Below are 25,993 nucleotides of genomic sequence, written 5' to 3'. Positions count from 1 at the left end.
GTTATTTATGAGATTATCGAGAAGAATAAGCATTTAAAATCAAATAATTTGAATAAATAAATGACATTTCACATTTTAAATTTGTTGTTTTAAACAGGAAGAGGATCACGTGAAAATCAGGATATAAATAAAGTCAAAGAACTCATTTATTAAGAGGTATAAAATAAAACAAATCAGTAAAGTTATAATAGACCAAAACCAATCATATTTGATGTTATTAATAGTTTTATTCCATTTTTAAATAGGCTCAAAGTATAGGTAATAAAAAAGGCTACCCAAAGGCAGCCTCTTAGTAATTTGGTCAAAGGATCGGTATCAAGCTAATTCACCAGCACCTTGAATAGAACGCTCACTATTTTCGACAAGGAACACGGTGGCGGTCTGTTTTAAGGTTTCCCACTCAGCATCCTCCACAAATATACCCTCTGCCCATGATGCCTTTTGTGCACGGCTTAGCTCTTCACCTTCGATATGAATAGCGTAGCCTTGCGAACTCGCATCAAGGTTAAAATCGTTGGTGGAGAGTTCTATGATCATGTTGTGGTAATCCGTACCGTGCCCTTCTACCACATCAGAAAAGAAGACTTCTGGTGCAATGTGACCTCGATTTAACACATATAAGGTGCGTTTCGGACTGGTACCATTCACCCATTGCGCACGACAGGCTATCCCCTTGGCAGACAATCGAGCTAACTCACTAAATGCTAACCAACGGTTATGACATTGTTTTAGCGTAACAGTGACAGACTTACTCTTCACCATCTTTTCTAACGCAAAGTCCAGCACCGCTGGTAAATGACATGCAACACTACCATTGTGCAAATCCACTTCAATGGACGAGTCTGTGTTGCCAGCAATGGTGACTGCACAGTCCGAATCGAGATTAAGGAACAGACTGGCGTTGTTGAAGTGGCGTACACCGTGTAAACCAACCATTTGAAGGTCCGCAACCATGTTAGCAATCACATCCGCTTCACCACAGTGACGACGCATCCCAAGAAAGGCTTTGTTTACCGCAGCCATTAGCTCATTGTGAGAAACGATCATTATGCAAAACCCCCATCAATTTTTTGATTGTCGCGTCGCGCGATGTCTTCACGCTCAGGCATAGTAGGGAAAATCCAACTATCGGTATACTCAGGATCGTTGATTTCATCCAAAAGTGGGGCTCCTTGGAAGAAGGTCACGCGCACCCAGCGGTCAGACCTCGGGTCGAACTTGGTAGCGCCAAACATCGCTAGCTTACAGCGCAGCAAGTGCATTGGCAGGGCATCCTTACGAAGTACGTTCATTTGGATATCACCCATCTCTCTATTACCGAGTGTCCACGCACGACGAGTGATTGCACGATACTGCGGGTGTTGCAACAAGAACTCTGCTAACGATGTGTCCGGCTTACACGTTTGTAGAGCATGGTAGAGGCGGTTTACTTGTCGCCCAATATCCAGCGGCAGCTCACGTTCTTCGCCAATCTCCTCTCCACGAACACCTAACCTCGGCTCCTCTTTATCTTGGGAGCGATACCAGAACCAATAGTTGTTCTCTGGTAACGAATAGTCCGCATCAATCGACCAACGGTATTTGTTCTCTAGTATTTGCAAAACATCTTGAACGCTTTTTCCACCTGAAATAGACAAAGATTCATCGGTGTTCATTTGGTTTTCAAATTCATCAACCAAAGCAGGGTAAAGCTCGATCAAACATGAAGTTAGGATTTCTTGGGCTTCCAAACTCATTGTTGTGGTTTGTCTGATCAAGCTTGCCCAGTTCAGGTGTTTCGCCATCAAGGCGTTCAAGTTAATTTGCAGCGCCTGAATGTCTTCTATCGCTTTATGATTCAGTTGGTCTTGATGCTCATTAATGGTGATTACCTGCTCTAGATGACGCTGCGCTTTTGCCAACAACGCTGTCAGTGGCGCTTCTTGCTGGATCTCACAAGGCATCGACAATACTTGAGCAATAGCACGCTCACGTGACGTCATCCATTGATCAACAATGCAAGGGTGGTTGATAAGATAAGGCGCCATACCTAACCCTGTTGCATTCCCCACACCAAGGTAACGTTGTAGCCCTTTGTGTAAAGCAATGGCTTTGTCTCCACCTTGTTGCTGAGCTAGATAGTGCACCCAATCAAGGCTGAACTCTCTAAGCATGTACACCGCACACATTTGGGCACTAAAGGATTGATTAAAATCAGGATTGTTCTCTAACAGCTTAAAATCGGCTATACCAAACTTGCCGTTTCCGTATACGGCTGTCGTTCTCAGTATGTAGCCAACCTCTGCAAGTTCAGAAGGTTCTGGTTGCTCACCTTTTGCCAATGCAGCAACGAGATGTTCAAACACGCGGACGCTTTTGTTCGCACGAGCAAGAACAAGTACGTTGTTAGGGTTACGCCCTGCTTCTTGCAAGGGCACATTGGCTCTTAGCTGTTCTAAGAGCTCGACATGGACATCCCCTTTCACAAGTGCAAAGGTGACGTCCCATTTCTCAGCGATAACGCGATCATTGCGTTCTTCATCGGCAATCTCATCGCAAAACACAACCAAGTGATATACATGCTCCGGCGTCTCAAGCTTATAAATTACGTGACCAAATCCACGTGGGCACAATTGCCATTCATGTTTGCTGACTTGCCATTCTTGGCTTGCCATCTTTCGAATCAAACTTCTCACAAAGCTGATTCGGTTTTGGTGCATAGCCCCTAGCCTATCTGGCGCCATCACAGTAGCAGCGTCGCGAAGCGTTGTTTCAGTGTAAGTAGAACGATGTGCATCCATTTTGCTCACCACCTATTTTTTATTGTAAGAATATAGACTTGTGCGGGTGTAGGAGGGTTATAACCCGCACAAGCTCCACGTTATTGTTTTTTTTAAAGCATTGTTTCTAAAGTACGGTTTCTAAACCATTGTTTATCGCTTTATAGCGACTTATAACCCCTGCTCTTTTGCCATCTTGATGGCGATCTGCGGTGCATTCCATAGTGACGGCAGCAAGATTAGCGAGACTGGCACTGCCGTGATCACAATGAAGGATTGCAAAGCAGAAATACCGCCCGAGCCAAGCGAAATCAGAATCAGCGCGACGACACCCATCGCCACACCCCAGAACGTACGAATGATGGCATTTGGCTCTGTTTCACCACTGACCACGACACTGATGGTGTAAGTCATCGAGTCCCCTGTTGTCACAATAAAAATGGTCGTTAACACAAGGAACAAAATAGAAACTAACATCGGCATTGGCAGCTGTTGCGTTACGGCCAGCAGCGCTCCCGGTAAGTTAAAGCCTTCAAACGCCGAACTCACGCTGCCAGGGTTTGCGATTTCAAACGCCAGACCTGAACCACCCACAATCGTGAACCAGAAACAGGTCGTCAATGGTGCAACAATACTGATGGTTGTAATTATTTGGCGAATGCTACGGCCACGTGAAATACGAGCAATAAAGATGGCCATCATTGGCCCATAGCCTAGGAACCAACCCCAGAAGAATACGGTCCACCAGCTCAACCAACCTTCATCACCGCGGTAAGTCGCCATAGGGATGAAGTTATCCAGCATGGTGCCTACGCCTTGAATGTAACCATTGAAAATAAAGTCTGTTGGACCGAATAGCAGGATGTAAGCCATTAGAGCAATCGCCAAGATAACGTTATAACGACTCAACATTTGCATGCCACGGTTCAGGCCACTTAGCGCAGAGACGGTGTAAAGTACGATGGCAAAGAGAATAATGATCAGCTGTGTCGTGAACCCATCAGGAATATCAAACAAAGCGTTTAACGCGTAGCTAACCTGTAGACCTAAAAAGCCGATTGGACCAATAGTGCCTGCCGCTACCGCGATGATGCAGCACGCATCAATCAAGGCGCCGATTTGGCCCTTCAGTGCGCGCTCACCTAATACTGGGTAGAGCAGAATTCGTGGCTTGAGTGGCAAGCCTTTGTCGTAATGTAGATGCATTACCACGATAGACGTTAAGCTACCAACAATAGCCCAAGCGAGGAAACCCCAGTGCATGAAGGATTGTGATAGTGCGTTGACGGCGCCCTGCTGTGGATTATCTTGTGCACCATACAAAGGTGGTGGGCTGACATAATGTGCGATTGGTTCTGCTGCCGCCCAAAACACGCCACCACCGGCGAGTAAGGTACAGAAGATGATCGCCATCCAGCGAAAACCGTCCATTTCAGGCTTGGTTGTGCCACCTAAAATCACCTTACCTGTTCGCCCTGCAGCCAAGCCAAGACCAATAAGAAAAGTGAGAAGAAGCAGTAGTTGCCAATATGGGCCGAAGACTTTTACTGACCACGCAAATCCTGTGTTTACCAATGTGGATAGCAGTTCACCATCATAAAGCGCGATGGCAACGAACAGTGCGATAAAGCCGCCACTGTACCAAAGTGCTGGGTTACTGAGCCCCAGCTTATCCGGTGAGTTTTCTGTTGCTGAAATGTCGTTGTGTTTTGCTTGTGGCTTCTTTGATGACACGCTCATCGTAGAAACTTTCATGCTATTGGTTAGATCAGACATGCTCTGACTCCAGAGGTTTATTGCAGCTGCCTTAACGGCTACAAAAAGTGACTTTAACGCCCGCCTTATTATTGTATTGGTGGCGGGCTATTCCTTGTTCGGGTTACAACTTATAACTTGGCCTCCAGCCCTTCTTTCAAAAAGTTAAACCAGTTCTCACCCAGTATTTTTCCTGCCTCAGATTCGCTGAATCCGTGGCGCATTAAGCCGTTGTAAATATTCTCCATACCCTTGCTACCGCTAAACCAAGGCAGTGCATCGGGCCAACCAGAATTACTTGCCGAACCTTCACCATAATCCATCGCTTTCGACCAACGGCCATTACGCATCCATTCAAGGACTTGCTGTGGCTGGTTCAAGCAAAGATCACTGCCAATACCCAGATGATCCACACCAAACAAATCAGCCGTTTTGGCGACCATTTGGCAAAAATCATCAAGCGAGCATTGGCTACCATTTGGCAGGTGGAACGGGTACAAACTAAAGCCAATCAAACCGCCGCGTTCCGTCAGTGCTTTGATAACGTTGTTAGATTTATTACGCAGAGCGTCATGGGCGAACGTTGGGTTTGCGTGGCTGATGCAAATAGGGCGGGAAGAAAGATCAATCGCTTCCAATGTCGAGCGCTCTGCACTGTGTGACATGTCGATGATCATCCCAACACGGTTCATTTCTTCGATGGCCTGTTTACCAAAGCGCGTGACACCAGAGTCGTTCTGCTCATAGCAGCCTGTCGCCAACAAGCTTTGGTTGTTGTAGGTCAGCTGCATGATCAACAAACCTTGGCGACGCATGACTTCAATCAGGCCAATTTCATCATCAATTGGAGAACAGTTTTGCGCACCAAAGAAGACCCCTACTTTTCCTTCTGTCTTCGCTTTCTCGACATCGGCCATGGAATGAATTGGCATGATGAGATCTGCGTTTTGCTCGAAGCGAAGATTCCATTCAGCAAAGCGGGTTAACGTTTCTCGTGCATTTTCGTGATAAACGATCGTTGCATGCACAGCGGTGATGCCGCTGGCTTTTAGTGTCTGAAAGTACTCTCTATCCCAATTGCAGTACTGCAATCCATCAATCACAATCCGTTGTTGGTACATAACCACTCCTTAAACGTTAATGAGCCTTTAAGGTTGGGCAGCGGAATCCTCGGCTGCCCTATTTCACTTAGTAAGGACGTTGATAAGCGGTTTTCACCACGGTGTAGAACTCTTTCGCATACTGACCTTGCTCGCGTGGACCAAAGCTCGACTCTTTACGACCGCCAAACGGTACGTGGTAATCCGTTCCTGCGGTTGGTAGGTTGACCATCACACAACCTGTTTGTACCTGCTGCTTGAAGATGGCGCTGTTACGAAGGCTTTGTGTGATGATGCCGCCCGTCAAACCAAAGCGAGTATCGTTCGCCACGGCAATGGCTTCATCCAAATCAGAAACTCGAATCACACTTGCCATCGGTGCGAACACTTCTTCTTGGTTCACTTCCCAGCGGTTTTGCGTGTTAAGGAACAGAGTTGGCGACATGTAGAAGCCTTCATGTTTCAGGTTTAATCGCTCGCCACCGAATGCCAACTCTGCACCACTTTGACGTGCCTTCTCGATCCAATCGAAGTTCGCTTCCAACTGGTTGCCATCCACCACTGGTCCCAGGAAGATGCCTTCTTCTAATGCGTGGCCAACTTTAAGCTCGCTCATTCGTTTGATCAGTGCTTCAACGTACGCATCGTGAATACCATCCATCACCACTAAACGAGATGAAGCCGTACACTTCTGACCTGCGCCGGAGAAAGAACCTGCAATCGTCGCTTCAACAGCAATTTGAATATCAGCATCATCAGCAACCACGAGTGCGTTTTTACTGCCCATTTCTAACTGACAGCGAACGAAGTTTGGCGCTGTCGCTGCTGCGACTTTACGACCCGTATCAACAGATCCAGTAAAGCTCACACCGTTTACGTCTTTCGAATTAATTAGGGTGTTGCCCACTTGTGAGCCACTGCCCAACACTAGGTTAAATGTACCTGCTGGTAAGCCTTGTCGATGGATAATCTCAGTCAGTGCGACGGCACTTGCTGGTGTTAAATTCGCTGGCTTCCAAACCACACTGTTACCAAACGCAAGGGCTGGCGCGATTTTCCAAGCGGCAGTCGCAGTTGGGAAATTCCAAGGAGAAATGATGGCGATAACGCCAACTGCTTCACGAGTAACCTCAACGGAAACCCCTGGACGGACAGAAGCAGCGTTATCGCCAATTTGACGCAGCACTTCAGCCGCAAAATATTGGAAGAATTGTCCAGCGCGGTAGATTTCACCTCGACCTTCTGCAAATGGTTTGCCTTCTTCGCGTGAAAGCAATGTACCAAGCTCGTCACAACGAGCGATCAGCTCATCACCAATCGCTTGTAATACTGCTTGTTTACGCTCAATCGGTGTTTTTTCCCATTCTGGCTGCGCAACTTTCGCGGCCTGAATCGCTTGTTCGACTTGCGCTTCACTCGCCTGAGCAAAGTCGCCTAAATTTTCACTGATGTCTGAAGGGTTGATGTTTGCAATCGTGTTGATGCCAGATTGCCATTCACCGGCAATGTAGAGGGATTTTTCTGCTTGAACATTATTGATAAAAGTCATTGCTCTGTCCTTGTTCTTCCTGACGTCTAGTGGTCTTCCACCAGCTCATTCATCTCACTTAATACGCCAAACTTGGCTGTGTGTTTTTGTTCTTTACTCTGGCTGGTTCGCTGAGGCGTAAACCACAAACTCGACCAGCATTTCTTCACGGGCAAGACCTGCAACAACCATGGCTGCGCGGTTTGGATAAGGCGCTTCAAAGTATTCCGCATACACTTGATTTACCGTTTTTAGATACTCGCGATCCGTCACGTAGATCAGCACTTGTAGAACTGAATCAAGCGACTCGCCCGCGCACTCAAGGGTGTGAATGAGATTATTAAAGGTTTGGCGTGTTTGCGCTTCGATGCCACCTTCCACGACCGCGCCCGTATCATCGATTGGGATTTGCGCCGTGTATAACGTGCCATTGTTGACGATGGCCCACTCTAGTGGTGCTTTAGAAGCAAATAGTGCCGTTTTGACTGGGTATTTTTTCGTAGAAGTATTCACGTGCCTTTCAACCTTTGTAACAACCTTGTTTCAAGATAGTTAAATACTGCACATTGACAGTCGATAAATCGAACGGTAAATTTTTTACATTTGATAAAAAAAATCTATCACCTTATGAAGATTCCAATAAATAAAGGGGTTGCAGGGGTTTCGCGATGAGTATCAAACTTCAACAATTAAAGCATTTTGTGATGGTGGTCGAGGAAGGCGGTTTTAGGGCGGCTTCACATAGAGCAAACCGCTCTCAAGCTGCGCTGTCAACGTCGATCAAAGAACTGGAAAAAAACCTCGGTCAAACGCTGTTTGAAACGGGCAATAAATCTAAACTCACGCCCTTTGGTGAAATCTGCTTACCCAAGATCATCCAGTTTCTTAATATCTATCACGCACTGAACAACGACTTAAAAGCAGCCGCTGCTGGACAGCAAGGTCGAGTGCGAATTGCCAGTGTCCCTTCTGTTGCTGCTAAGCTCATTCCAAGTGTTTTGGGCGCATTTTGTGAACAATACCCTAACGTCGAGGTCAGCCTAATTGATGATAACGCAGCAGGGGTCGAAGCCCGTCTTTTATCAGGCGAGGTCGATTTAGCGTTAGGAAACCCATCACATTTAGATGAAGGCGGTATTGAATTTACTCCATTGATCTCCGATCCAATTGGCGTGGTGTGTTTGAAGGACAACCCTATTGCCCAACACCCCGAGGGTATTGAATGGCAGACCTTATTAGAACAGCCCTTTATTCGAAACGGCACGTGTACCCTACTCGATCCCACTCCTGCACGCGCGCTCAGTGAACAGGCTTTATATTCCGTTGAGAACATCACATCTTTGTTCTCCGTTCTGGAGCTCGGTATTGGTGTCACTACCTTGCCGAAATTAGCGTTCCCCACTAATGAAACCCGCTTAGTTTGGATTCCGCTGATCGATCCACCTTTGGAAAGACAGGTTGGCATCTTTACTCTGACGGATAGAACCATCTCCCCTCAAGCAAAAGCGTTTCATGATCTGTGCATTCATTACTTGAACTACCAAGAAGAAGTAGAAACTACATAGGCATAACTCACAACTAAAAAAGCCCCTGACACGTTAAGCATCAGGGGCTTTTTAAAATTTCATGAGCCAGAACGCACTACTTTCTGCGCTTGTAAACCACGCAGAAGTTACCACGCTTGGTGCGACACTTAGAACAACGTTCGCAGTCCACTTCGGCGCGGTTACCGTCTTTCCAGCGCTTGATCAATTGTGGCTCTGCCAATAACGGACGAGAAAGCGCGAAGAATTGAATCTTGGTGTTTTCAGCCAAGTCTTCAATCGCACAGAAGTCGTTTAAGCCACCTACGGTAATCACAGGTACGTTCACATCTTGGCTGATCACTTGGCCGTACTCGTGGAAGTAACCTTCTTCTTGTAGCGTGTAACCATCGAACGATTCACCTACCATGGTGCTTGCGTTGCCGTGAATGTTACCCGATACAATGATCGCATCCACGCCCACTTCTTCTAGCTTCTTACACACAATGCGCGTTTCATCGAACGTCAGACCGCCATCGAAGAATTCCGTTGCTGTCAGCTTAACCAGAATCGGGAAATCATCACCAACTAGCTTGCGTGTTTCGGCATAGATCTCCATAAGGAAACGCATGCGGTTCTCAAGGCTGCCGCCGTACTGGTCTTCGCGACGGTTGTAATATGGGCTTAAGAACTGGTTGATCAGGTACGTGTGCGCCGCGTGGATTTCTACACCATCAAAGCCAGAATCTTGCGCACGCTTACTTGCTAATGCGAATGCTTTAACGATGTAGTCGATCTCATCTTGAGTCATCGCTTTGCCTTCCGTTTTGGTGCCGCGCTCTGGCACTTCACTTGGAGCAAAAATCACACGCTCACCCACGTTGAATGTCGTTTTTGTACCGCCGTAAGCGATCTGCATGACGATCTTAGCGTCATGCTCATGGACAAGGTCAGTCAGCTTTTTGTATTCATCGATGAAAGAGTCGTTGTAGATCCCCATCATGCCTGCGTTCGGCTTTTCTTCTTCTACGATGTTTGCGTAGCCAGTAACGATCAGGCCCACTTCACCTTTAGCAAGTTCTTCATAAATGTCGTACAGCTTCTCGGTCATGTGACCGTCTTCTGTCGCCATATTTTCCCACGTTGCACTACGTACAAAGCGGTTCTTTAGTGTCATGTTGCCAATGCGGGCTTCTGAAAACAAAATGCTCAAGTCCAGTCCTCTTAAAATCTGTCTTTTTAGATACATCACTACCAAGCAGGAACGAAAAAGGAACAGCGATACACAAAGCATGGCTGTTCCTTCTCTGAATTTCTGTTCAGTGCAATGAGCGACGCGAACCTTACCGCCGAAACTGCGGCAAAACTTTAATCTGGATTAAGGTTTGGTGAGATAAATGGGTAAACGGGACAAACTCTACTCTACCTCTTCGTATTCTTTTACTGAGCACTCTGGCTGCATGATTTTTCCTTTGTTGAATGAGACTTCGCAGTCCACAAGGACACTCCCACTTTGCAAATAAAAATAATCCAATACAAAAAACAGTTTAGTGCCTCGTTTTCCGTAATCTTCGACAAAAACCCCTGCAGAGTCAGTAAAAGCTAAAACCTCTTTATCTAATAGAATCGACTTTATCTTCTTGGAGTAATTAAGCGTATAACTGGGTGTATCGATGGTATCTATCTCAATTAAGGGATTTACTTCCATGTTGTGAATCGCAATCCTCACTAACTGCTCATTTATTCGATAGCTGCTTACAGAACTTAAAGATGCAGGGAGTACAGCGTAAGCACTAGAAGGAATCAAAAATACGATGCTCACCAATATTGATAATAGGTAGGCTCTTTTTACAATTGCAAACATTAGAAGAGCCTGTTTTTTCCTACTGGTTTCTCTATTGTTAATAGCACTTTAATTGCCTAGTCAAAATATAATCAAACTCATTGATGAACAAACATGTTAAACGTAACCAATTTAACTAGGCTTTACTTAGTAAGAAAATTTAGGCATTACTTTTGCGATACTAGCTTAATAAAAATGCAATATATATGTTTATCATAAAGAGCGAACCACATAGATACGCTCTTTAATGAATAAACGGCAGTGGAATCAACTCCAGCCCAAGTACGCCGCTGATGCCCATGACAACCAATAACGACATCTTAAACACCGATTTGGACCATTGAATGTAGTTGTTGTAATCCACTTTTTGGAACGTCACACGTGTCCATATAAAACACACCGCCGCCGAAACGGCTAAGTACTCGTAACCTGCTTCACCTAGCATAAACAGTCCAATAGCAACCACACCAAAAGCTACCACATACGCTTTCATATGCTGATGCGCTTTAGCAATCCCCTCTTTAACAGGAAGTACTGGAATGCCTGCATCACGGTAATCTTGCATGCGGAACATAGCAATCGCGTAAGAGTGCGGCATTTGCCACAGACAAAACATGACGAACAGCAATGTAGCTTCCAAGCTAATGTAGTTGGTCACGGCTAGGTAACCCACCAAAGGAGGAACTGCGCCGGAAATACTGCCAACTAAGGTGCCGTAAACCGAATTTCGCTTGTACCACATGGTGTAAAAGAAGACATAAAACACGTAACCCAAGAGTACAACCACGGCCGAAAGCGGATTCACCACTTGGAATAGCAGCGCCGTGCCGTTAAGCAACAATACTAAAGCATAAACAAAAGCCGCATCGGTATTGATGTTACCCATCACTAATTCGCGGTTTTGCGTGCGCTTCATCTTTTGATCGATATCGCGGTCAAAGATGTTATTCACCACGCATCCTGATGCAATTACAAGCCCCACGCCAACTAACGTTGTCAATAACAACAGAAAGCTCGCTGGTTCTGATTTTGCGGCGAGGAAGAACCCCGCCGCAACAGAAATCAGGTTGCCGAAAATGATGCCCGGTTTGGTAATAGACAAATATCTTTTCAGCATACCCTAGCCTACAACTTCATGTTGACGTTCATGTTGTAGATGATCCAAATCGAACCTGCGATAAGAATCAAAACAACAATGGCGGTAAACATCAGTGAAACGAAGTTCCATTGGCCTTCTGGTGTTTTCACTTCCATATGCAGGAAGTACTTAAAGTGCACGAAGATCTGAACAAGCGCACAACCAAACAACACCGCATAAGTCGCAGTATCTGGCAGCACTTGCGCCCACACACAGTAGAAAGGAATCACCGTCAGGATCAGCGACGCGATGAAGCCTTTTACGTAATCAGAAGCACCGGTATCTAGATGGTTTTCCATTACATAACCCCCAGTAAGTAAACGATGGTGAATACGCAAATCCAAACGATGTCTAGGAAGTGCCAGAACAAGCTTAGACACTGGAATCGCATCGACATGTTGTCGTTCAGGCCCTTAGTTGATAGCTGGTGGTAACCCACCGCCAGCCAGATCAAACCAAAGGTCACGTGGAGACCGTGAGTGCCCACCAAAGTAAAGAACGCAGACAGGAACGCACTTTCTTGCGGCCCGTAACCTTCTTCAATTAGGTGATGGAACTCATACACTTCCATGCAGATGAAGCCAAGACCAAGCAAGAAGGTTACTTTTAACCAACGTTTTAGGCCTGCGACATCTTTGCGCTTCATCGCAATCATGCCGAAACCAAACGTGATACTACTAAACAGTAGCAACATGGTTTCTACAAATACGAACGGCAGTTCAAAGATATCTTTACCTGTTGGGCCCGCGATAGAGCCACTTTCAAGTACTGCGTAAGTTGCAAACAAGGTCGCAAACAATACACAGTCACTCATTAGGTAAACCCAGAAACCAAACAACTTGTTGCCGGCCGAGTCATGGTGATGATCGTGGTCGTGAGCGGCTACATTAGCTTGCATACGTCACCTCCAGATCGTCTTTTTTCTCGTTGTCTTTCACTTCGTTTTTCTTCGCTTCTTCAAGTTGAGCTCGACGCTCCGCTTCAATCGCTTTGATTTCTTCAACTTCAACGTAGTAATCCACATCGTCGTTGTAGCTGTGTTGAATACAAGTCACGATGATGCCAACAAAGCTTGCTGCTGCTAGCCACCAGATGTACCAAATCATCGCGAAGCCAAACACCAATGCCCATGCAGATACGTAGATACCTGTTGGTGTGTTCTTCGGCATATGGATACGCTCGTATTCCACTTCTTTGGTTGGATCGAATTCGCCACTCTGTTTTTGGTACCAGAACCCATCTAGAACGTCGCCTTTTGGTAGGTGCGCGAAGTTGTAGAACGGCGGTGGTGAAGAAGTCGCCCACTCGAAAGTACGACCGCCCCACGGGTCACCCGTTAGGTCACGATTTTGCTCACGGTCACGAACACTCACGTAGATTTGAATGAACTGACAAACCACGCCAAGCGCAATCACTGCCGTACCTGCTGCGGCAACTGCCAACAGTGGGAAGTACTCTGGGTTCAGATCTTGGCTTAGACGACGCGTCATACCCATAAAGCCCAGCGCGTACAGTGGTAGGAACGCCATTAGGAAACCGACAATCCAGCAAATGAATGCACGTTTGCCCCATGTTTCGTTCATGGTGAAGCCAGTTGCTTTCGGGAACCAGTATGTGATTGCAGCGAAACAACCGAATACCACACCACCGATGATTACGTTATGGAAGTGCGCAATCAGGAACACTGAGTTGTGCAGAACAAAGTCCGCGCCTGGCACTGCCATTAGTACGCCCGTCATACCACCTACAGAGAAGGTAATTAGGAAGCCAACCGTCCACATCATCGGAGTGGTAAAGCGGATTCGACCTTTGTACATGGTGAATAGCCAGTTGAAGATCTTCACCCCGGTCGGGATAGAGATAATCATGGTGGCGATGCCGAAGAACGCATTCACATTCGCACCTGAGCCCATGGTGAAGAAGTGATGCAGCCAAACGACGAACGCCAAAATCGTAATAACGATGGTCGCCCATACTAGAGAGGTGTAACCAAACAGTTTCTTGCGTGAGAACGTTGCGGTTACTTCAGAGAACACACCAAAGATAGGCAAGATCAAGATGTATACTTCTGGGTGACCCCATGCCCAAATCAAGTTCACGTACATCATTACGTTGCCACCAAGATCATTGGTGAAGAAGTGTGTACCGATGTAGCGATCCAATGTCAGTAGCGCGATGGTTACCGTCAAGATTGGGAATGAAATAATGATTAGGATGTTGGCACACAGGGACGCCCACGTGAACACTGGCATCTTCATCATTGGCATAGACGGTGTACGCATGCGCAAGATGGTTGCGAAGAAGTTCACGCCCGTCAGCGTGGTACCCACACCAGATATTTGCAGTGCCCATATCCAATAGTCTACCCCGACTCCTGGGCTTGCTTCGATACCAGACAGTGGCGGATACGCCAACCAACCAGTACGACCAAACTCACCTAAGCCAAGTGACATGTTGGTTAGGATCACACCCACAACAAACAACCAGAAACTCAGGTTGTTTAAGTAAGGGAATGCCACGTCACGCGCACCAATTTGCAGCGGTACGATGATGTTCATCAAACCAATAACCAACGGCATCGCCACGAAGAAAATCATGATTACGCCGTGGGCGGTAAAGATTTGATCGTAGTGATGTGGTGGTAGATAACCGGTCTCACCTGCCGCAGAAAGCAGCTGTTGGCTACGCATCATGACCGCATCAGCAAAGCCACGAATCAACATCACCATTGCCACAGCGATGTACATAAAGCCTAATTTTTTGTGGTCTACTGAAGTAAACCATTCATTCCATAAGTATTGCCACTTACCCGCTTTGGTTATCGCCGCAACGACAGCCAAACCAACGATCGCGATCACCGCTAGAGTGACGACGATAATCGGCTCGTGATAAGGGATTGATTCAAGTGTTAATCTTCCAAACATTGCGATTATCCTAGATTTTCCGGCAAACAGTTCATTGAACCCGGATGCTGGGTCACGACGTCGGTGAACAAAAATGGTGGAACGCTAGAGAACAGCTTCACAGGCTCAGCCACCGTTGGTGATGCAAGCGAGCGGAATTGCTCCCAGTCTTCAATACGGTCTGGGCTAGCTTTCACTTGTTGCACCCAGTTTAGGAATGCCGTGCGATCTTCCATTGCCGATGCTGTGAACTTCATTTGTGAGAAGCCTTCACCGCTGTAGTTAGAAGCAAAACCTTTGTAATCACCAGTGTGATTCGCAATCAGGTTCAGCTTGGTCACCATGCCAGGCATTGCGTAAATCTGTGTTCCCAAACGTGGGATGAAGAACGCGTTCATGATATTGTCCGACGTCAGTTTGAACTGAACAGGAACATCTTTAGGGAATGCCACGTAGTTAACTGTCGCAATGTTCTCTTCTGGGTAAATGAATAGCCATTTCCAGTCGAGCGACACCACTTCGATAGTGATCGGTTTAACATCACTTTCGATTGGCTTAGATGGCTCTAACTCATGAGTAGAGCGCCAAGTGATGGCGGCTAGAATCGCGATGATGATGATTGGAATAGTCCATACCACCACTTCGATCTTGGTCGAATGCGACCAATCCGGCGCGTACTCCTCGCCTGTATTTGACTCACGGTAGCGGTAAGCAAAGTAGATTGTCATAAGAATCACAGGGATCACGACAATCAGCATCAGTAGAAGGGCTGTGATGATCAGCTCTTTCTCCTGAACGCCAATACTACCTTTCGGGTCAAGTAGAGCAGAGTTACACCCTGCGAGCATAAGGATGGTCGCCACCAAACTTATCCTCGATAAGATGCGTGTATATCTTGAAGCTTCCATTAACTTTCTCGATGGTTAGCCAACAACAGAGTAAGCCCTGTAATTGGTTGTCTTGGTCATTAGAATATTTTTGTGTTGAGCTTATGCAGCAATGGACTTCTTAGTAGGAACATCAAGTTGCTTGATGGTTAAAACCACACTCACAACGTGAGTTTATTGTTACACTTTGAAATACATTGTTACATTCGACCGCATTATGGGGAGAGAAAGGACAAACCTCACCAGACACAAATGGAAACTAACATTCCATTTACGAAACAAAGCATTAGGCAATGAAGACAAAAAAAGACACACAATATTTACGTGCTTCAGGATTAAAGCCTTTTACTGAAAGGATCAATGAAGAGGAAAAGGTGACATGTTTAGTCACGCATTAGAAAATACGCCGAGCACTACATTAGAAAGTACGAATTAAATAAAGCGTGACAAGCATCATAGTTATGAATTCACATACTATTTACATGGCATTTCAAATTTCAATCACCAAGAACAACCTATCATTCACGATCCTTATATTTTGACGAGTAATTGGGAAACCGCCCACTTAACTGTTAACTCACTTTAACACTAAGTAGCAGCGTCTTTAGCTTGAGAACATTTCATTCTGTACATTTAAATTCGTGAGTTCATTCGAGGCTAGGAAGCTAACTGTCTTTGTTGGGCTTACGATGAGTTTATTGTTTGATTAAGGTGAAAAATCAGGCATTACGGTCATGTCCAAACTTCTTATTCTAACGTTCTATTACGTCATCATTTTTTCTTTCACAGTGTGGTTCTGGTCTGATGCAGACGACTCGACTAAAACTGGTTTGTTTTATTTCGTGTTCGGAATAGCATTCTTCCAAAATGCTTATTACACACACAAAATTGAGACACTCAAAAACAAAAAAGAGCCATAATCGGCTCTTTGTTTACATTCTTATCCCGCCATCCACTTCGAGCACCCGCCCAGTGAAATAGTCGTTTTCGAGAATGTATTTTACGGCATGAGCAATCTCACTTGTCTCCCCCATCCTTCCGACAGGTATCATCTTTTGCAGTCGGTCTATGGCTTCTGGCTTCATTTGCTCCGCCATAGCGGTTTTGATAACACCGGGGGCAATGGCCGCAGCACGGATACCGTATCTGGAAAGCTCTCTTGCCCATGTTGTTGCCATGGTCGCAACGGCAGCCTTCGATGCAGAGTAATTGGTTTGTCCAATATTGCCTGCTCTCGCCACACTGGAGATGTTAATGATGGCCCCTTTCGAGCCACTCTCGATCATTTTGACCGCCGCTTCTCGGCCGCACAAGAAAGTGCCGGTCACATTGACGTTCATTACTAGGTTGAACTGCTCAAGCGACATCTTGGTGATCTCGCCATCTTTAGCTTTGACCAACAACCCGTCTCGTAATATACCTGCGTTGTTGACTAAAGCATTAAGCTGCCCAAAGTCTTGGATAATCTCGTCAAAGGTTTCTTCCACTTCAGATTCATTGGTAACATCGAGTCGATAAATCAGCGCCTTGGCACTGAGCATTCGACATTGCTCTTGAGTGTTCAGAAGCCCGGTTTCGTTCACATCAAGTAGGGCTAAATCTGCGCCCGCTTGAGCAAGGCTGACCGCCATCATCTGTCCTAACCCTTGCCCCGCCCCTGTGATTGCAATGACACTGTTTTTTAAATCCATATCTGTACTCCATTACTGGATGACTTCCATGCTTAAACGCCTGATAGGGAATCTCTCTTTTAGCCCTTTTGGTTCTTATAGAATTCAAACAAGCTAGAGAAATCGAGTTCCGCGTGACCTGCTGCGTTATGGAATGCATAGAGGTTGCGAGCCAAAGATCCCATTGGGACAGAAGAGTTAGTTTGCAGCGCTGCATCCAAACCTAAGCCAAGATCTTTCAACATCAGCTTACTCATAAAACCAGGGTTGTATTGATTACTCGCTGGTGCAGAGTCCATCACTCCGGGACATGGATTATAAAGCTCTAACGCCCAGTTTCGACCTGAGCTTTGCAGCATGATGTTGGATAAGACTTTCGGATCAAGTCCGTGGTCGATACCGAGGTTGAGCGCTTCGCAAGTTCCCGACATCAAAATACCTAGCATGAGGTTGTTACAGATCTTCGCCATCTGACCATCGCCTGCTTTCCCTGCGTGGAATACGTTCTTACCCATGTATCGCAAGATCGCATTGGCTTTGGAGAATGCTTCGTCCGAACCGCCAACAATAAAGGTCAGCGTTGCCGCTTTTGCGCCTGCCACACCGCCTGAAACAGGAGAATCAACAAACAACAATCGTTTGTTCTGTGCTTCGTTCGCCACCAAACGAGCAGAATCTGGATCAATGGTCGAACAGTCAATCAGCAATGCATTGTCCTGCACAATGTTGAGCAAACCAACACCACCATGTAAATCCCCCAAATACACCGCACGCACGTGTGCACCTGCAGGTAGCATGGTGATCACCGTGCCAGCGCCATCCACGGCTTCTTCTAAGGTACTAGCAACCACTGCGCCAAACGGTTCGAGTTGCTTCGCGGCGTTCACATCCACATCGAACACTTGCACATGAAACCCTGAAGCCAATAGGTTTTGTGCCATTGGACTGCCCATGTTGCCCAAGCCAATAAATGCAATGGTACTCATGTTGTTTCTCCTTATTTTCCTAGCTGTGCAAGTGGATGTTCCTCTTCTGACCAAAGAGAAGTAAACAAGGTGTCGATGACGCTTTCATCGACTTCACTGACGCTGTTAAACATCCATTTTGGATTGCCGTCTTTATCAACTAATCGAGAGCGCACGCCCTCTTCAAACTCACCGAGTAATGCGCTACGAACTGACAAGGTTAGCTCTAGACGGAAACAATCCGCCAACGACAAACGGTGGTACTCTTTGACTTGTCTAAAGCAGATATGCGCGGTGATCGGACTGCCCGAGGCAAATGACTTTTGCGCGATCTCAAGCCATTGAGTGCCGCCTTCTATTGCTTGAATGCGTTGGGCAATCTGATTTAAATCTGAACCTTTGCAGGCTTCTTTAATTTGGTCGAGATACGGGCAGATTTGCGTGGTTGGTTTACTGTCGATAACTTCCTCTTCCATTAATTGAAGTAACGCGCTGACTAGCGATTTGGCATCGGTAGAACCCCAAGCTACTTGCTTCAATTCTTCAAGCAATGCCGGATATTGCTCTTCCAACAGCAACCATTCTGCCAAACCAACAGTGACAGCGTCACTTGAATTCACCATTGCGCCAGTCAGTCCTAAGAACAAACCTACTTCTGGGTCGATTTGGCTTAAGAACCAAGTGCCACCCACGTCTGGATAAAGCCCGATATTGATCTCTGGCATCGCAAGACGAGATTTAGGGGTAACAACCCTGTGGCTAGTGCCCATAAACAAGCCCATACCTCCGCCCATCACAATGCCCTCACCCCAGCCAATGATTGGCTTTTGGTAGGTATGAATCAGGTAGTCACACTCGTATTCGAGCGAGAAGTAGTTAGAGCAGAATTCGGCAGTTTCTTCTTTGCTTTTCTCGTGCATGACATGGTACATGGTTCGTACATCGCCCCCTGCACAAAACGCTTTTTCGCCCGCCCCATTGAGGATGACACAAACCAAATCAGGGTCATCTTGCCATTCGATAAGTTGGTCGTTGAGTTCTGCCAACATGTCGTAAGTCAACGCATTCAAAGAAGCTGTGTTGTCTAACGTCGCGATACCAATTCGGTGCACGCCGTCTAAGCAATCTATTTCGCTAATGGTTACTTTCCCTGTCATGCGACCTCCTATTGGTTCTTCCAGTTGGGTTTACGTTTTTCTAAGAAGGCGCAAACCCCTTCGGTTTGATCTTCGGTATCGAATAAGTTTAGAAACAGTTCTCGCTCTTTAATCAGACCATGTTTGAGTGGCGCTGAACGCATGTTTTGGATAAGCGCTTTACATGCGGTTACCGAAGACGGCGATTGATTGGCAACCGATTCTGCAAGCTCAATGGCTTTATTAAGCGCTCCACCTTTTTCCACCACTTCTTCTACTAACCCAAGTTCTCGCGCTTGTGCTGCACCGACTTGTTCACCGCACAATATGATGCGTTTCGCCCAACCTTCACCGACCAATGCGGTTAGGTTTTGCGTACCACCAGCACAAGGCAGTAAGCCCACTTTCGCCTCTGGCAGTGCCAGCACGGCTTGCTCTTCCACCACGCGAATATCACACGCCAATGCGACTTCCAATCCGCCTCCCATGGCATAACCGTTGATGGCCGCGATGGAAACGCCTCGAAATGCAGACAGCGTTTCAAAGGCTTCACCAAAGATCCGCGCCATCTCTAACGCAACCGCTTTATCGCCATCGGCAAACAACTTGAGGTCTGCACCAGCCGAGAAAAACTTCTCACCATTCCCTGTGAGCACTAGAGCGTAAACGTCTTTGTTGTCGTTTAACGCAAGCACCAATTCCTTTAATGCCGTTAAACTTTCTGACGTCCAAGTATTGGCAGGCGGGTTGTTCATGGTCACCACCGCAACGTGATTGCTGATGGTGTGTTGAATCGCTTGTTGTTCTGGTAATGACATATCTCTGAATCCTTTCTTGATGAAAATGACCTGAGTTTTATGAATAAAAGCAGAGCTTGGCGTTGCGTCTATAACAATGCCGACTCTTCTGCGAGCAATCGACGTGCGATGATCAAACGCATGATCTCATTGGTGCCTTCCAAGATTTGGTGCACTCGAACATCACGGAAATAGCGCTCCATTGGGTATTCTTTGATGTAGCCATAGCCACCGTAAAGTTGCAGTGCTTGGTCACAGACTTGAAAGCCGACATCGGTTGCAAAGCGTTTTGCCATGGCACAATAAGTAGTGGCATCTGGGTCACCTCGGTCTAACTTGCTAGCGGCGTACCGCACCAGTTGGCGAGCAGCGACAAGCTCGGTTGCCATGTCTGCCAGTTTGAATTGCAATGCTTGGAATTGAGCTAATGATTTGCCAAACTGTTTGCGCTCTTGCATGTACTGCGCCGCTTGATTCAACGCTTGTTGAGCCGTACCGACAGAACACGTAGCAATGTTAATGCGCCCGCCATCCAAACCTTTCATAGCGAACACAAACCCTTGCCCTTCTTCACCGAGCAAATGTGACGCAGGAATAGAAACATTGTCGAAAGTTACTGCGCGTGTCGGCTGACTATTCCAACCCATTTTCGGCTCTTTACGTCCGTAGCTAATCCCTTCTGCATCGGCCGGGACAACAAATGCTGATACGCCTTTCGCGCCAGCATCGCCGGTTCTCGCCATCACGACTAAAACGTCGGTATCGCCTGCGCCAGAAATAAAGGTTTTGCCGCCGTTGAGTATGTAGTTATCGCCTTGTTTAGTTGCAGAAGTCGTTAGAGATGCCGCGTCCGAACCTGCGTTTGGCTCGGTTAAACAGTAAGAACCGAGAAAGTCACCCGTAATAAGTTTGGGGCAGAACGCGTCTTTTACCTCTTCGCTAGCAAAGCTCGCGACCATCCAAGTCACCATGTTATGAATGGTCATAAATGCAGTAGTCGATGTGCATCCCATCGAGAGTTGCTCGAAGATGATAGATGCATCCAAACGGCTTAAGCCCAAACCGCCTTGCTCTTCTGGGGTGTAGAGGCTCAAGAAACCAAGCTCTCCTGCCTCTCGTAGGATGTCTTTGGGGAAGATTTGTTTCTCATCCCACTCTGCTGCCATTGGCGCTAAACGCTCTGCCGCAAACTGCTGCGCGGTGTCGGCAAACATACGTTGATCTTCGTTGAGTTCAAAATCCATATGATCTCCTTACTTCGTTAGCGCAAATTAATAGTCAAGTTTGGACCGGTTGGGATATCGTCATCAAACCAACGAGCCGTCACGGTTTTGGTCTCTGTGTAGAAGCGCACCGCTTGTTTGCCGTAGGCGTGCAAATCACCGTAAAAGCTGCCGCGCCAACCCGTAAACGAGAAGAATGGCAAAGGCACGGGAATCGGCACGTTCACACCTACCTGCCCGACTTGAATCTCATGTTGATACTTTCTCGCCGCCGCACCATTCGCAGTGAAAATTGAAGTACCATTGCCGTATGGGTTGCGATTCACCAGATCTATCGCTTCTTGTAACGTGTCGACCTCAATACACACCAAAACAGGCCCGAAGATTTCTTGGGTGTAAATCGACATCTCGGTAGTGACGCCACTGAATAAAGTCGGACCGACCCAGTTACCTTCTGGGAAGCCTTCCACTTCACATTGGCTACCATCAAGTTCACACACCGCCCCTTGTTGTTTGCCTTCTTCAATCAAACCAAGCACACGCTGTTTTGCTTGTGCGCTAATCAAAGGACCGTAAGCGGCATTTTCGTCATCCCAAGCGCCGGGATGCACTTTCGCCATTTCTTGCTTTAGGTCGGCAATCCACTCTTTCGAACTGCCTACAAACACAGCGACAGATATCGCCATACAACGTTGCCCTGCCGCACCAACCGATGAACCAACTAAGTTGTTCACCACTTGGTTTTTGTTCGCATCTGGCATCACTACCATATGGTTTTTCGCGCCAGCAAAGGCTTGAACACGTTTGAAGTTCTGTGTGCCTGTGGTGTAAATGTATTGCGCTACGGGTACAGAACCAACGAAAGAAACGGCTTGGATATCGGGATGTTTCAGCAGCAAATCGACCTGCTCTTTACGACCGTGCACGATTTGTAGCACACCTTTTGGTGCACCCGCTTCTTCGAACAGTTCAGCCAAGCGAATTGACGTGAGAGGCACTTGCTCAGAAGGCTTAAGAATAAAGGTATTACCGCTCGCAATCGCGATTGGGAACATCCACAAAGGGATCATGGCAGGGAAGTTAAACGGCGTAATACCACAGCACACCCCAATCGGTTGGATCAGCGAATAACTGTCGATATCGGTCGCAACGTTCTCGACGGTTTCTCCCATCATGTTGCTGGCAATATTGGCAGCTTGCTCGACAACTTCAATACCACGCCATACGTCCCCTTTGGCATCCGCAAAGATCTTGCCTGTTTCATGAGAAAGTAGCGTCGCCAATTCATCATGATGTTCTTTAAGTAGATGTTGATAGCGCAGCATCAAGCGAGCGCGCTCAGAAACGGCGACATCTTTCCAACAGGTAAAGGTGGCTTTTGCATTTTCAATTGCCGCGTGCATCTCTTCATCCGTAGCACACGGCAAGCGCGCAATCACTTCATTGGTAGCAGGGTTTGTGACTTCTACCCAATCCGTTGCTTGAGATTCACGAAACTCACCATCGATGAATAAGGGAACCGTGCGAGTCATAATCTAGTCCTTCTTTACGTTATTTGATAATTGGAATTAAAGCGGTATCTCGATACCAATAGCAGTGGCTTCACCACCACCGATACACAGTGATGCAACACCTCGCATCACCTTTTTATTGTTGTTGTCACCATCTACACCAAGCGTTTGCAGTTGGCGTAGACTATGAATGAGAGTCACCAAGATACGAGCACCACTTGCACCAATTGGATGCCCAAGCGCACACGCACCGCCTTTGATGTTTACTTTGCCTTTATCGATGCCCAGTTGGCGTACCGCGATTTGTGTGACAACGGCGAACGCTTCGTTGATCTCCCAAAGATCGACCTCGTCTACTGACCAGTCGAGTTGAGATAACAACTGCTCTATTGCAAAGACAGGAGCGAGGGTAAATTCAGCAGGCTTTCTGGCGTGGGTTGAGTGCCCTTTGATGATTGCTAATGGCGTTAAGCCTTGATGCTGTGCGACTTGAGAATCCATCAATACTAACGCTGCAGCCCCGTCAGAAATCGCACTAGAGTTTGCTGCGGTCACCGAGCCGTTCTTATCAAAAGCAGGTTTGAGTTGAGGAATTTTGTCGAGCTTAATCGAGCAAGGATGCTCGTCGTAATCCAAAATTGAAGTGTTATGACGTGTCGTGATTTCTATCGGCGAGATTTCATCGTCAAACAGACGCTGCTCTTGCGCTTCCAATGCTCTTGTCGCGGATAGGATCGCCCATTCATCCATTTGCTCACGGGTAAACTCAGAACGGTCAGCCGTTTGCTGCGCATAGACTCCCATCAAATGCCCTTCATACGCATCTTGAAGACCGTCGAGGAACATGTGGTCGTAGGTAGATTGATGACCCATTCGCATGCCGTTGCGTGCTTCTTTGAGCAGATACGGTGCGTTGGTCATGCTTTCCATCCCACCAGCAATAGCACTTCGAATACTACCCGCTTTGATGAGATCGTGAGCCAGCATGACGCTCTTCATTCCCGAGCCACATACTTTGTTGATAGTGGTACAGCCTGTGGTTAGCGGAAGATCTGCACCTAGCGCCGCTTGTCTGGCTGGCGCTTGCCCGCACCCTGCTGGTAATACGCAGCCCATATAGACTTCATCGACTTGGCTAATCCCGCTCGCATCCACTGCCGCTTTGATGGCAAATGCCCCTAATTGAGGCGCTGAATATCCTTGTAATTGACCTTGAAAACGCCCAATTGGCGTTCGCTTTGCACTGACAATCCAGATGTCGTTTCCCATGATTTCGTCCCTTTTGACGATAACTCACAGTTCAACAACTCATCCTTCACACCTGCTACCACGGAGCGTTCACACGAAGTGTGTTGTCACTCCAGCCTCTCATAAAGCAATGAATTTTCGCACTGTGATTCCTTGACGTTTACGTAAGCATAGCACTAACATTTACGTAAACGTAAAGAAACACATTAATAACAACATAATTTTTTCTCCTGTTTTGTGCGAAGACCGATACTAGGCCTTTCAGATAAAAGCATGACGGGATTTTAAGAAGCCAAAACTTTTACTCAGAGGGACAAGCCGAGTGGATAAATACAAGATTAGTGACCTCGCCAAGGAGTTCGACATTACCACCCGAAGCATTCGTTTTTACGAAGATGTCGGGCTGATAGAGCCAGAACGAAAAGGCAATATTCGCGTATATCAACGCAGAGATAAGATTCGCCTCAAGCTGATTTTACGTGGCAAGCGATTGGGCTTTTCACTTGCAGAAATTCGAGAATTGTTCGAGCTGTACGATACCCAGCAAAGCGATGGGCAACTGCTCAAAATGTTGACCATCATTGATGAAAAACAAGCACACTTACAGCAACAACTTGACGACATTAGCGTCGTGATGAACGAGCTAGAAACCGCCAAAGAGCGATGTAAACAAGCGCTGAGCAACAATAAAACCAACAGCCAATAGCTCTAAATTAGTGAGCAATAAAAACAAACAAGAATAACCATAATTTCCAAGCCCAAGCAGTGTAACTCGAACCTTATCCGTACTAACAACCGCAGTACTCGCAACAGGGAAATGTTATGAAAAGCAGCTACACCCCACTCAACTTTGGGCTTGGTGAAACCATCGATATGCTCCGAGACCACGTCAACGCGTTTGCCACCGAGCATATCGCCCCTATCGCCTCAGATATCGACCGCGACAACCAATTCCCCAATCATTTGTGGTCCAAGTTTGGTGAAATGGGTTTGCTCGGCGTGACCGTCGACGAAGAGTTCGGTGGTGCAGGCATGGGCTACCTTGCTCATGTTGTTGCAATGGAAGAGATCAGCCGAGCTTCGGCGTCTGTCGCGCTCAGTTACGGCGCACATTCCAACCTTTGTGTTAACCAAATCTTTCGCAATGGCTCCCCTGCTCAACGAGAAAAATACTTACCTAAACTCATCGATGGTTCTCACGTTGGCGCACTAGCCATGAGTGAGCCGAACTCGGGTTCTGACGTGGTTAGCATGCAGCTACGAGCCGAAGATAAAGGCGACCACTTTTTAATGAACGGCAACAAAATGTGGATCACCAACGGGCCTGATGCCGACACCTTAGTGGTCTACGCGAAAACCGATCCCAATGGCGGCTCTCGTGGTATCACCGCTTTCATTATTGAGCGAGAGTTTGAAGGCTTTAGCCATGCACAGAAGCTCGACAAACTTGGTATGCGCGGCTCCAACACCTGTGAATTAGTGTTCCAAGATTGTGTCGTGCCTAAAGAAAATGTGTTGGGTGAATTAAACCGTGGTGTTGAAGTGTTAATGAGTGGCTTAGATTACGAACGCGTGGTACTAGCCGCCGGCCCGCTTGGCATCATGCAAGCCTGCATGGACGAAGTGGTCCCGTATGTCCATGACCGCAAACAGTTCGGCAAATCCATTGGTGAGTTCCAACTGGTACAAGGAAAGCTTGCTGACATGTATTCACGCATGAACGCCGCTAAAGCTTACGTTTATACCGTCGCTGCCGCATGTGACCGAGGTGAATGCACACGTAAAGATGCCGCTGGCGTGATCCTTTACAGCGCCGAACTTGCCACTCAAATGTCCCTCGATGCTATTCAGCTGTTGGGCGGTAATGGCTACATCAACGAATACGCGACCGGGCGCTTGCTGCGCGACGCCAAACTGTATGAGATTGGCGCTGGCACCTCTGAAATTCGCCGCATGTTAATTGGACGAGAGCTGTTCGAAGAGTCTCGCTAAACCACCGACAAGGAA

The 25,993-nt window shown here is 47.0% G+C and carries 23 protein-coding genes; 3 read left to right on the top strand and 20 right to left on the bottom strand.

All coding sequences use genetic code 11. The features are described from left to right. Positions 1 to 315: 315 nt before the first annotated feature. From KHO06_RS20630 to KHO06_RS20605, 6 genes are all read right to left on the bottom strand, one after another. On the bottom strand, positions 316 to 1,047 hold the full coding sequence (locus KHO06_RS20630; RefSeq protein ID WP_212583281.1) for a DUF3726 domain-containing protein: 732 nt from the start codon (positions 1,045 to 1,047) through the stop codon (positions 316 to 318). Beyond that, positions 1,047 to 2,780 carry a hypothetical protein gene (locus KHO06_RS20625; protein WP_045420548.1) on the bottom strand — a complete coding sequence of 578 codons (1,734 nt, stop codon included), beginning with the start codon at positions 2,778 to 2,780 and terminating at the stop codon, positions 1,047 to 1,049. Before KHO06_RS20625 ends, KHO06_RS20630 begins: the two co-directional genes overlap by 1 nt. A gap of 150 nt (positions 2,781 to 2,930) precedes the next feature. Beyond that, a complete protein-coding gene (locus KHO06_RS20620; protein WP_212583280.1) occupies positions 2,931 to 4,535 on the bottom strand; it encodes a BCCT family transporter in 1,605 nt (534 codons plus the stop codon). A gap of 110 nt (positions 4,536 to 4,645) precedes the next feature. Continuing rightward, positions 4,646 to 5,635 carry a membrane dipeptidase gene (locus KHO06_RS20615; protein ID WP_212583279.1) on the bottom strand — a complete coding sequence of 330 codons (990 nt, stop codon included), beginning with the start codon at positions 5,633 to 5,635 and terminating at the stop codon, positions 4,646 to 4,648. A 67-nt stretch (positions 5,636 to 5,702) separates the two neighbouring features. Then, positions 5,703 to 7,163: an aldehyde dehydrogenase family protein gene (locus tag KHO06_RS20610; RefSeq protein WP_212583278.1), complete on the bottom strand. Its 1,461-nt coding sequence runs from the start codon at positions 7,161 to 7,163 to the stop codon at positions 5,703 to 5,705. Positions 7,164 to 7,256: 93 nt separating this feature from the next. Then, positions 7,257 to 7,655, bottom strand: a complete 399-nt coding sequence (locus KHO06_RS20605; protein ID WP_005431596.1) for a RidA family protein — start codon at positions 7,653 to 7,655, stop codon at positions 7,257 to 7,259. Between the two features lie 155 nt (positions 7,656 to 7,810). Between KHO06_RS20605 and KHO06_RS20600 the strand changes: the two genes are divergently transcribed. Next, on the top strand, positions 7,811 to 8,707 hold the full coding sequence (locus KHO06_RS20600) for a LysR family transcriptional regulator (protein ID WP_050917899.1): 897 nt from the start codon (positions 7,811 to 7,813) through the stop codon (positions 8,705 to 8,707). Positions 8,708 to 8,783: 76 nt separating this feature from the next. On the opposite strand, the gene KHO06_RS20595 is transcribed toward KHO06_RS20600, so the two are convergent. The 14 genes from KHO06_RS20595 to KHO06_RS20530 form a co-directional block, all read right to left on the bottom strand. After that, positions 8,784 to 9,878: an NADH:flavin oxidoreductase gene (locus KHO06_RS20595; RefSeq protein ID WP_020197252.1), complete on the bottom strand. Its 1,095-nt coding sequence runs from the start codon at positions 9,876 to 9,878 to the stop codon at positions 8,784 to 8,786. 204 nt (positions 9,879 to 10,082) lie between these two features. Further along, complete coding sequence (locus KHO06_RS20590; RefSeq protein WP_235284012.1) at positions 10,083 to 10,529, bottom strand: hypothetical protein; 447 nt, start codon at positions 10,527 to 10,529, stop codon at positions 10,083 to 10,085. Between the two features lie 223 nt (positions 10,530 to 10,752). After that, positions 10,753 to 11,625, bottom strand: coding sequence for a heme o synthase (gene cyoE / locus KHO06_RS20585; protein WP_212583277.1), 873 nt, complete (start codon positions 11,623 to 11,625; stop codon positions 10,753 to 10,755). Positions 11,626 to 11,633: 8 nt separating this feature from the next. Continuing rightward, positions 11,634 to 11,945: a cytochrome o ubiquinol oxidase subunit IV gene (cyoD, locus tag KHO06_RS20580; RefSeq protein WP_005431558.1), complete on the bottom strand. Its 312-nt coding sequence runs from the start codon at positions 11,943 to 11,945 to the stop codon at positions 11,634 to 11,636. Further along, positions 11,945 to 12,544, bottom strand: coding sequence for a cytochrome o ubiquinol oxidase subunit III (gene cyoC / locus KHO06_RS20575; protein WP_005431496.1), 600 nt, complete (start codon positions 12,542 to 12,544; stop codon positions 11,945 to 11,947). Before cyoC ends, cyoD begins: the two co-directional genes overlap by 1 nt. Continuing rightward, positions 12,534 to 14,570, bottom strand: coding sequence for a cytochrome o ubiquinol oxidase subunit I (cyoB, locus tag KHO06_RS20570; protein WP_212583276.1), 2,037 nt, complete (start codon positions 14,568 to 14,570; stop codon positions 12,534 to 12,536). The genes cyoC and cyoB overlap by 11 nt, the downstream gene beginning before the upstream one ends. 5 nt (positions 14,571 to 14,575) lie before the next feature. Then, positions 14,576 to 15,457, bottom strand: a complete 882-nt coding sequence (cyoA, locus tag KHO06_RS20565; RefSeq protein WP_005431534.1) for a ubiquinol oxidase subunit II — start codon at positions 15,455 to 15,457, stop codon at positions 14,576 to 14,578. A gap of 911 nt (positions 15,458 to 16,368) precedes the next feature. Then, on the bottom strand, positions 16,369 to 17,127 hold the full coding sequence (locus tag KHO06_RS20560; protein ID WP_047477621.1) for an SDR family oxidoreductase: 759 nt from the start codon (positions 17,125 to 17,127) through the stop codon (positions 16,369 to 16,371). Between the two features lie 59 nt (positions 17,128 to 17,186). After that, entirely contained in the window at positions 17,187 to 18,092 is a 906-nt protein-coding gene (mmsB, locus tag KHO06_RS20555) for a 3-hydroxyisobutyrate dehydrogenase (protein WP_045382541.1), read from the bottom strand. Between the two features lie 11 nt (positions 18,093 to 18,103). Continuing rightward, complete coding sequence (locus KHO06_RS20550) at positions 18,104 to 19,228, bottom strand: enoyl-CoA hydratase/isomerase family protein (RefSeq protein ID WP_212583275.1); 1,125 nt, start codon at positions 19,226 to 19,228, stop codon at positions 18,104 to 18,106. An 8-nt stretch (positions 19,229 to 19,236) separates the two neighbouring features. After that, entirely contained in the window at positions 19,237 to 20,025 is a 789-nt protein-coding gene (locus KHO06_RS20545; RefSeq protein ID WP_047477627.1) for an enoyl-CoA hydratase, read from the bottom strand. A 68-nt stretch (positions 20,026 to 20,093) separates the two neighbouring features. Further along, positions 20,094 to 21,248 carry an acyl-CoA dehydrogenase family protein gene (locus tag KHO06_RS20540; RefSeq protein ID WP_038889378.1) on the bottom strand — a complete coding sequence of 385 codons (1,155 nt, stop codon included), beginning with the start codon at positions 21,246 to 21,248 and terminating at the stop codon, positions 20,094 to 20,096. A gap of 17 nt (positions 21,249 to 21,265) precedes the next feature. Continuing rightward, positions 21,266 to 22,759, bottom strand: a complete 1,494-nt coding sequence (locus KHO06_RS20535; protein WP_212583274.1) for a CoA-acylating methylmalonate-semialdehyde dehydrogenase — start codon at positions 22,757 to 22,759, stop codon at positions 21,266 to 21,268. A gap of 36 nt (positions 22,760 to 22,795) precedes the next feature. Continuing rightward, positions 22,796 to 24,007, bottom strand: coding sequence for an acetyl-CoA C-acyltransferase (locus KHO06_RS20530; RefSeq protein WP_212583273.1), 1,212 nt, complete (start codon positions 24,005 to 24,007; stop codon positions 22,796 to 22,798). 301 nt (positions 24,008 to 24,308) lie between these two features. On the opposite strand from KHO06_RS20530, the gene KHO06_RS20525 reads away from it, so the two are divergent. Together KHO06_RS20525 and KHO06_RS20520 are read left to right on the top strand one after the other, a co-directional pair. Then, positions 24,309 to 24,692 (top strand): MerR family DNA-binding transcriptional regulator, encoded by a 384-nt coding sequence (locus KHO06_RS20525; protein ID WP_005431432.1) that lies wholly within the window; start codon positions 24,309 to 24,311, stop codon positions 24,690 to 24,692. A gap of 116 nt (positions 24,693 to 24,808) precedes the next feature. After that, a complete protein-coding gene (locus KHO06_RS20520; protein WP_010451511.1) occupies positions 24,809 to 25,978 on the top strand; it encodes an isovaleryl-CoA dehydrogenase in 1,170 nt (389 codons plus the stop codon). Positions 25,979 to 25,993 lie beyond the last annotated feature (15 nt).

The organism is Vibrio sp. B1FIG11, assembly GCF_905175335.1.
GTDB lineage: Bacteria > Pseudomonadota > Gammaproteobacteria > Enterobacterales > Vibrionaceae > Vibrio > Vibrio campbellii.
The sequence above is the reverse complement of the archived record's forward strand: the minus strand, read 5'-3'. Positions and strand labels throughout refer to the sequence as shown.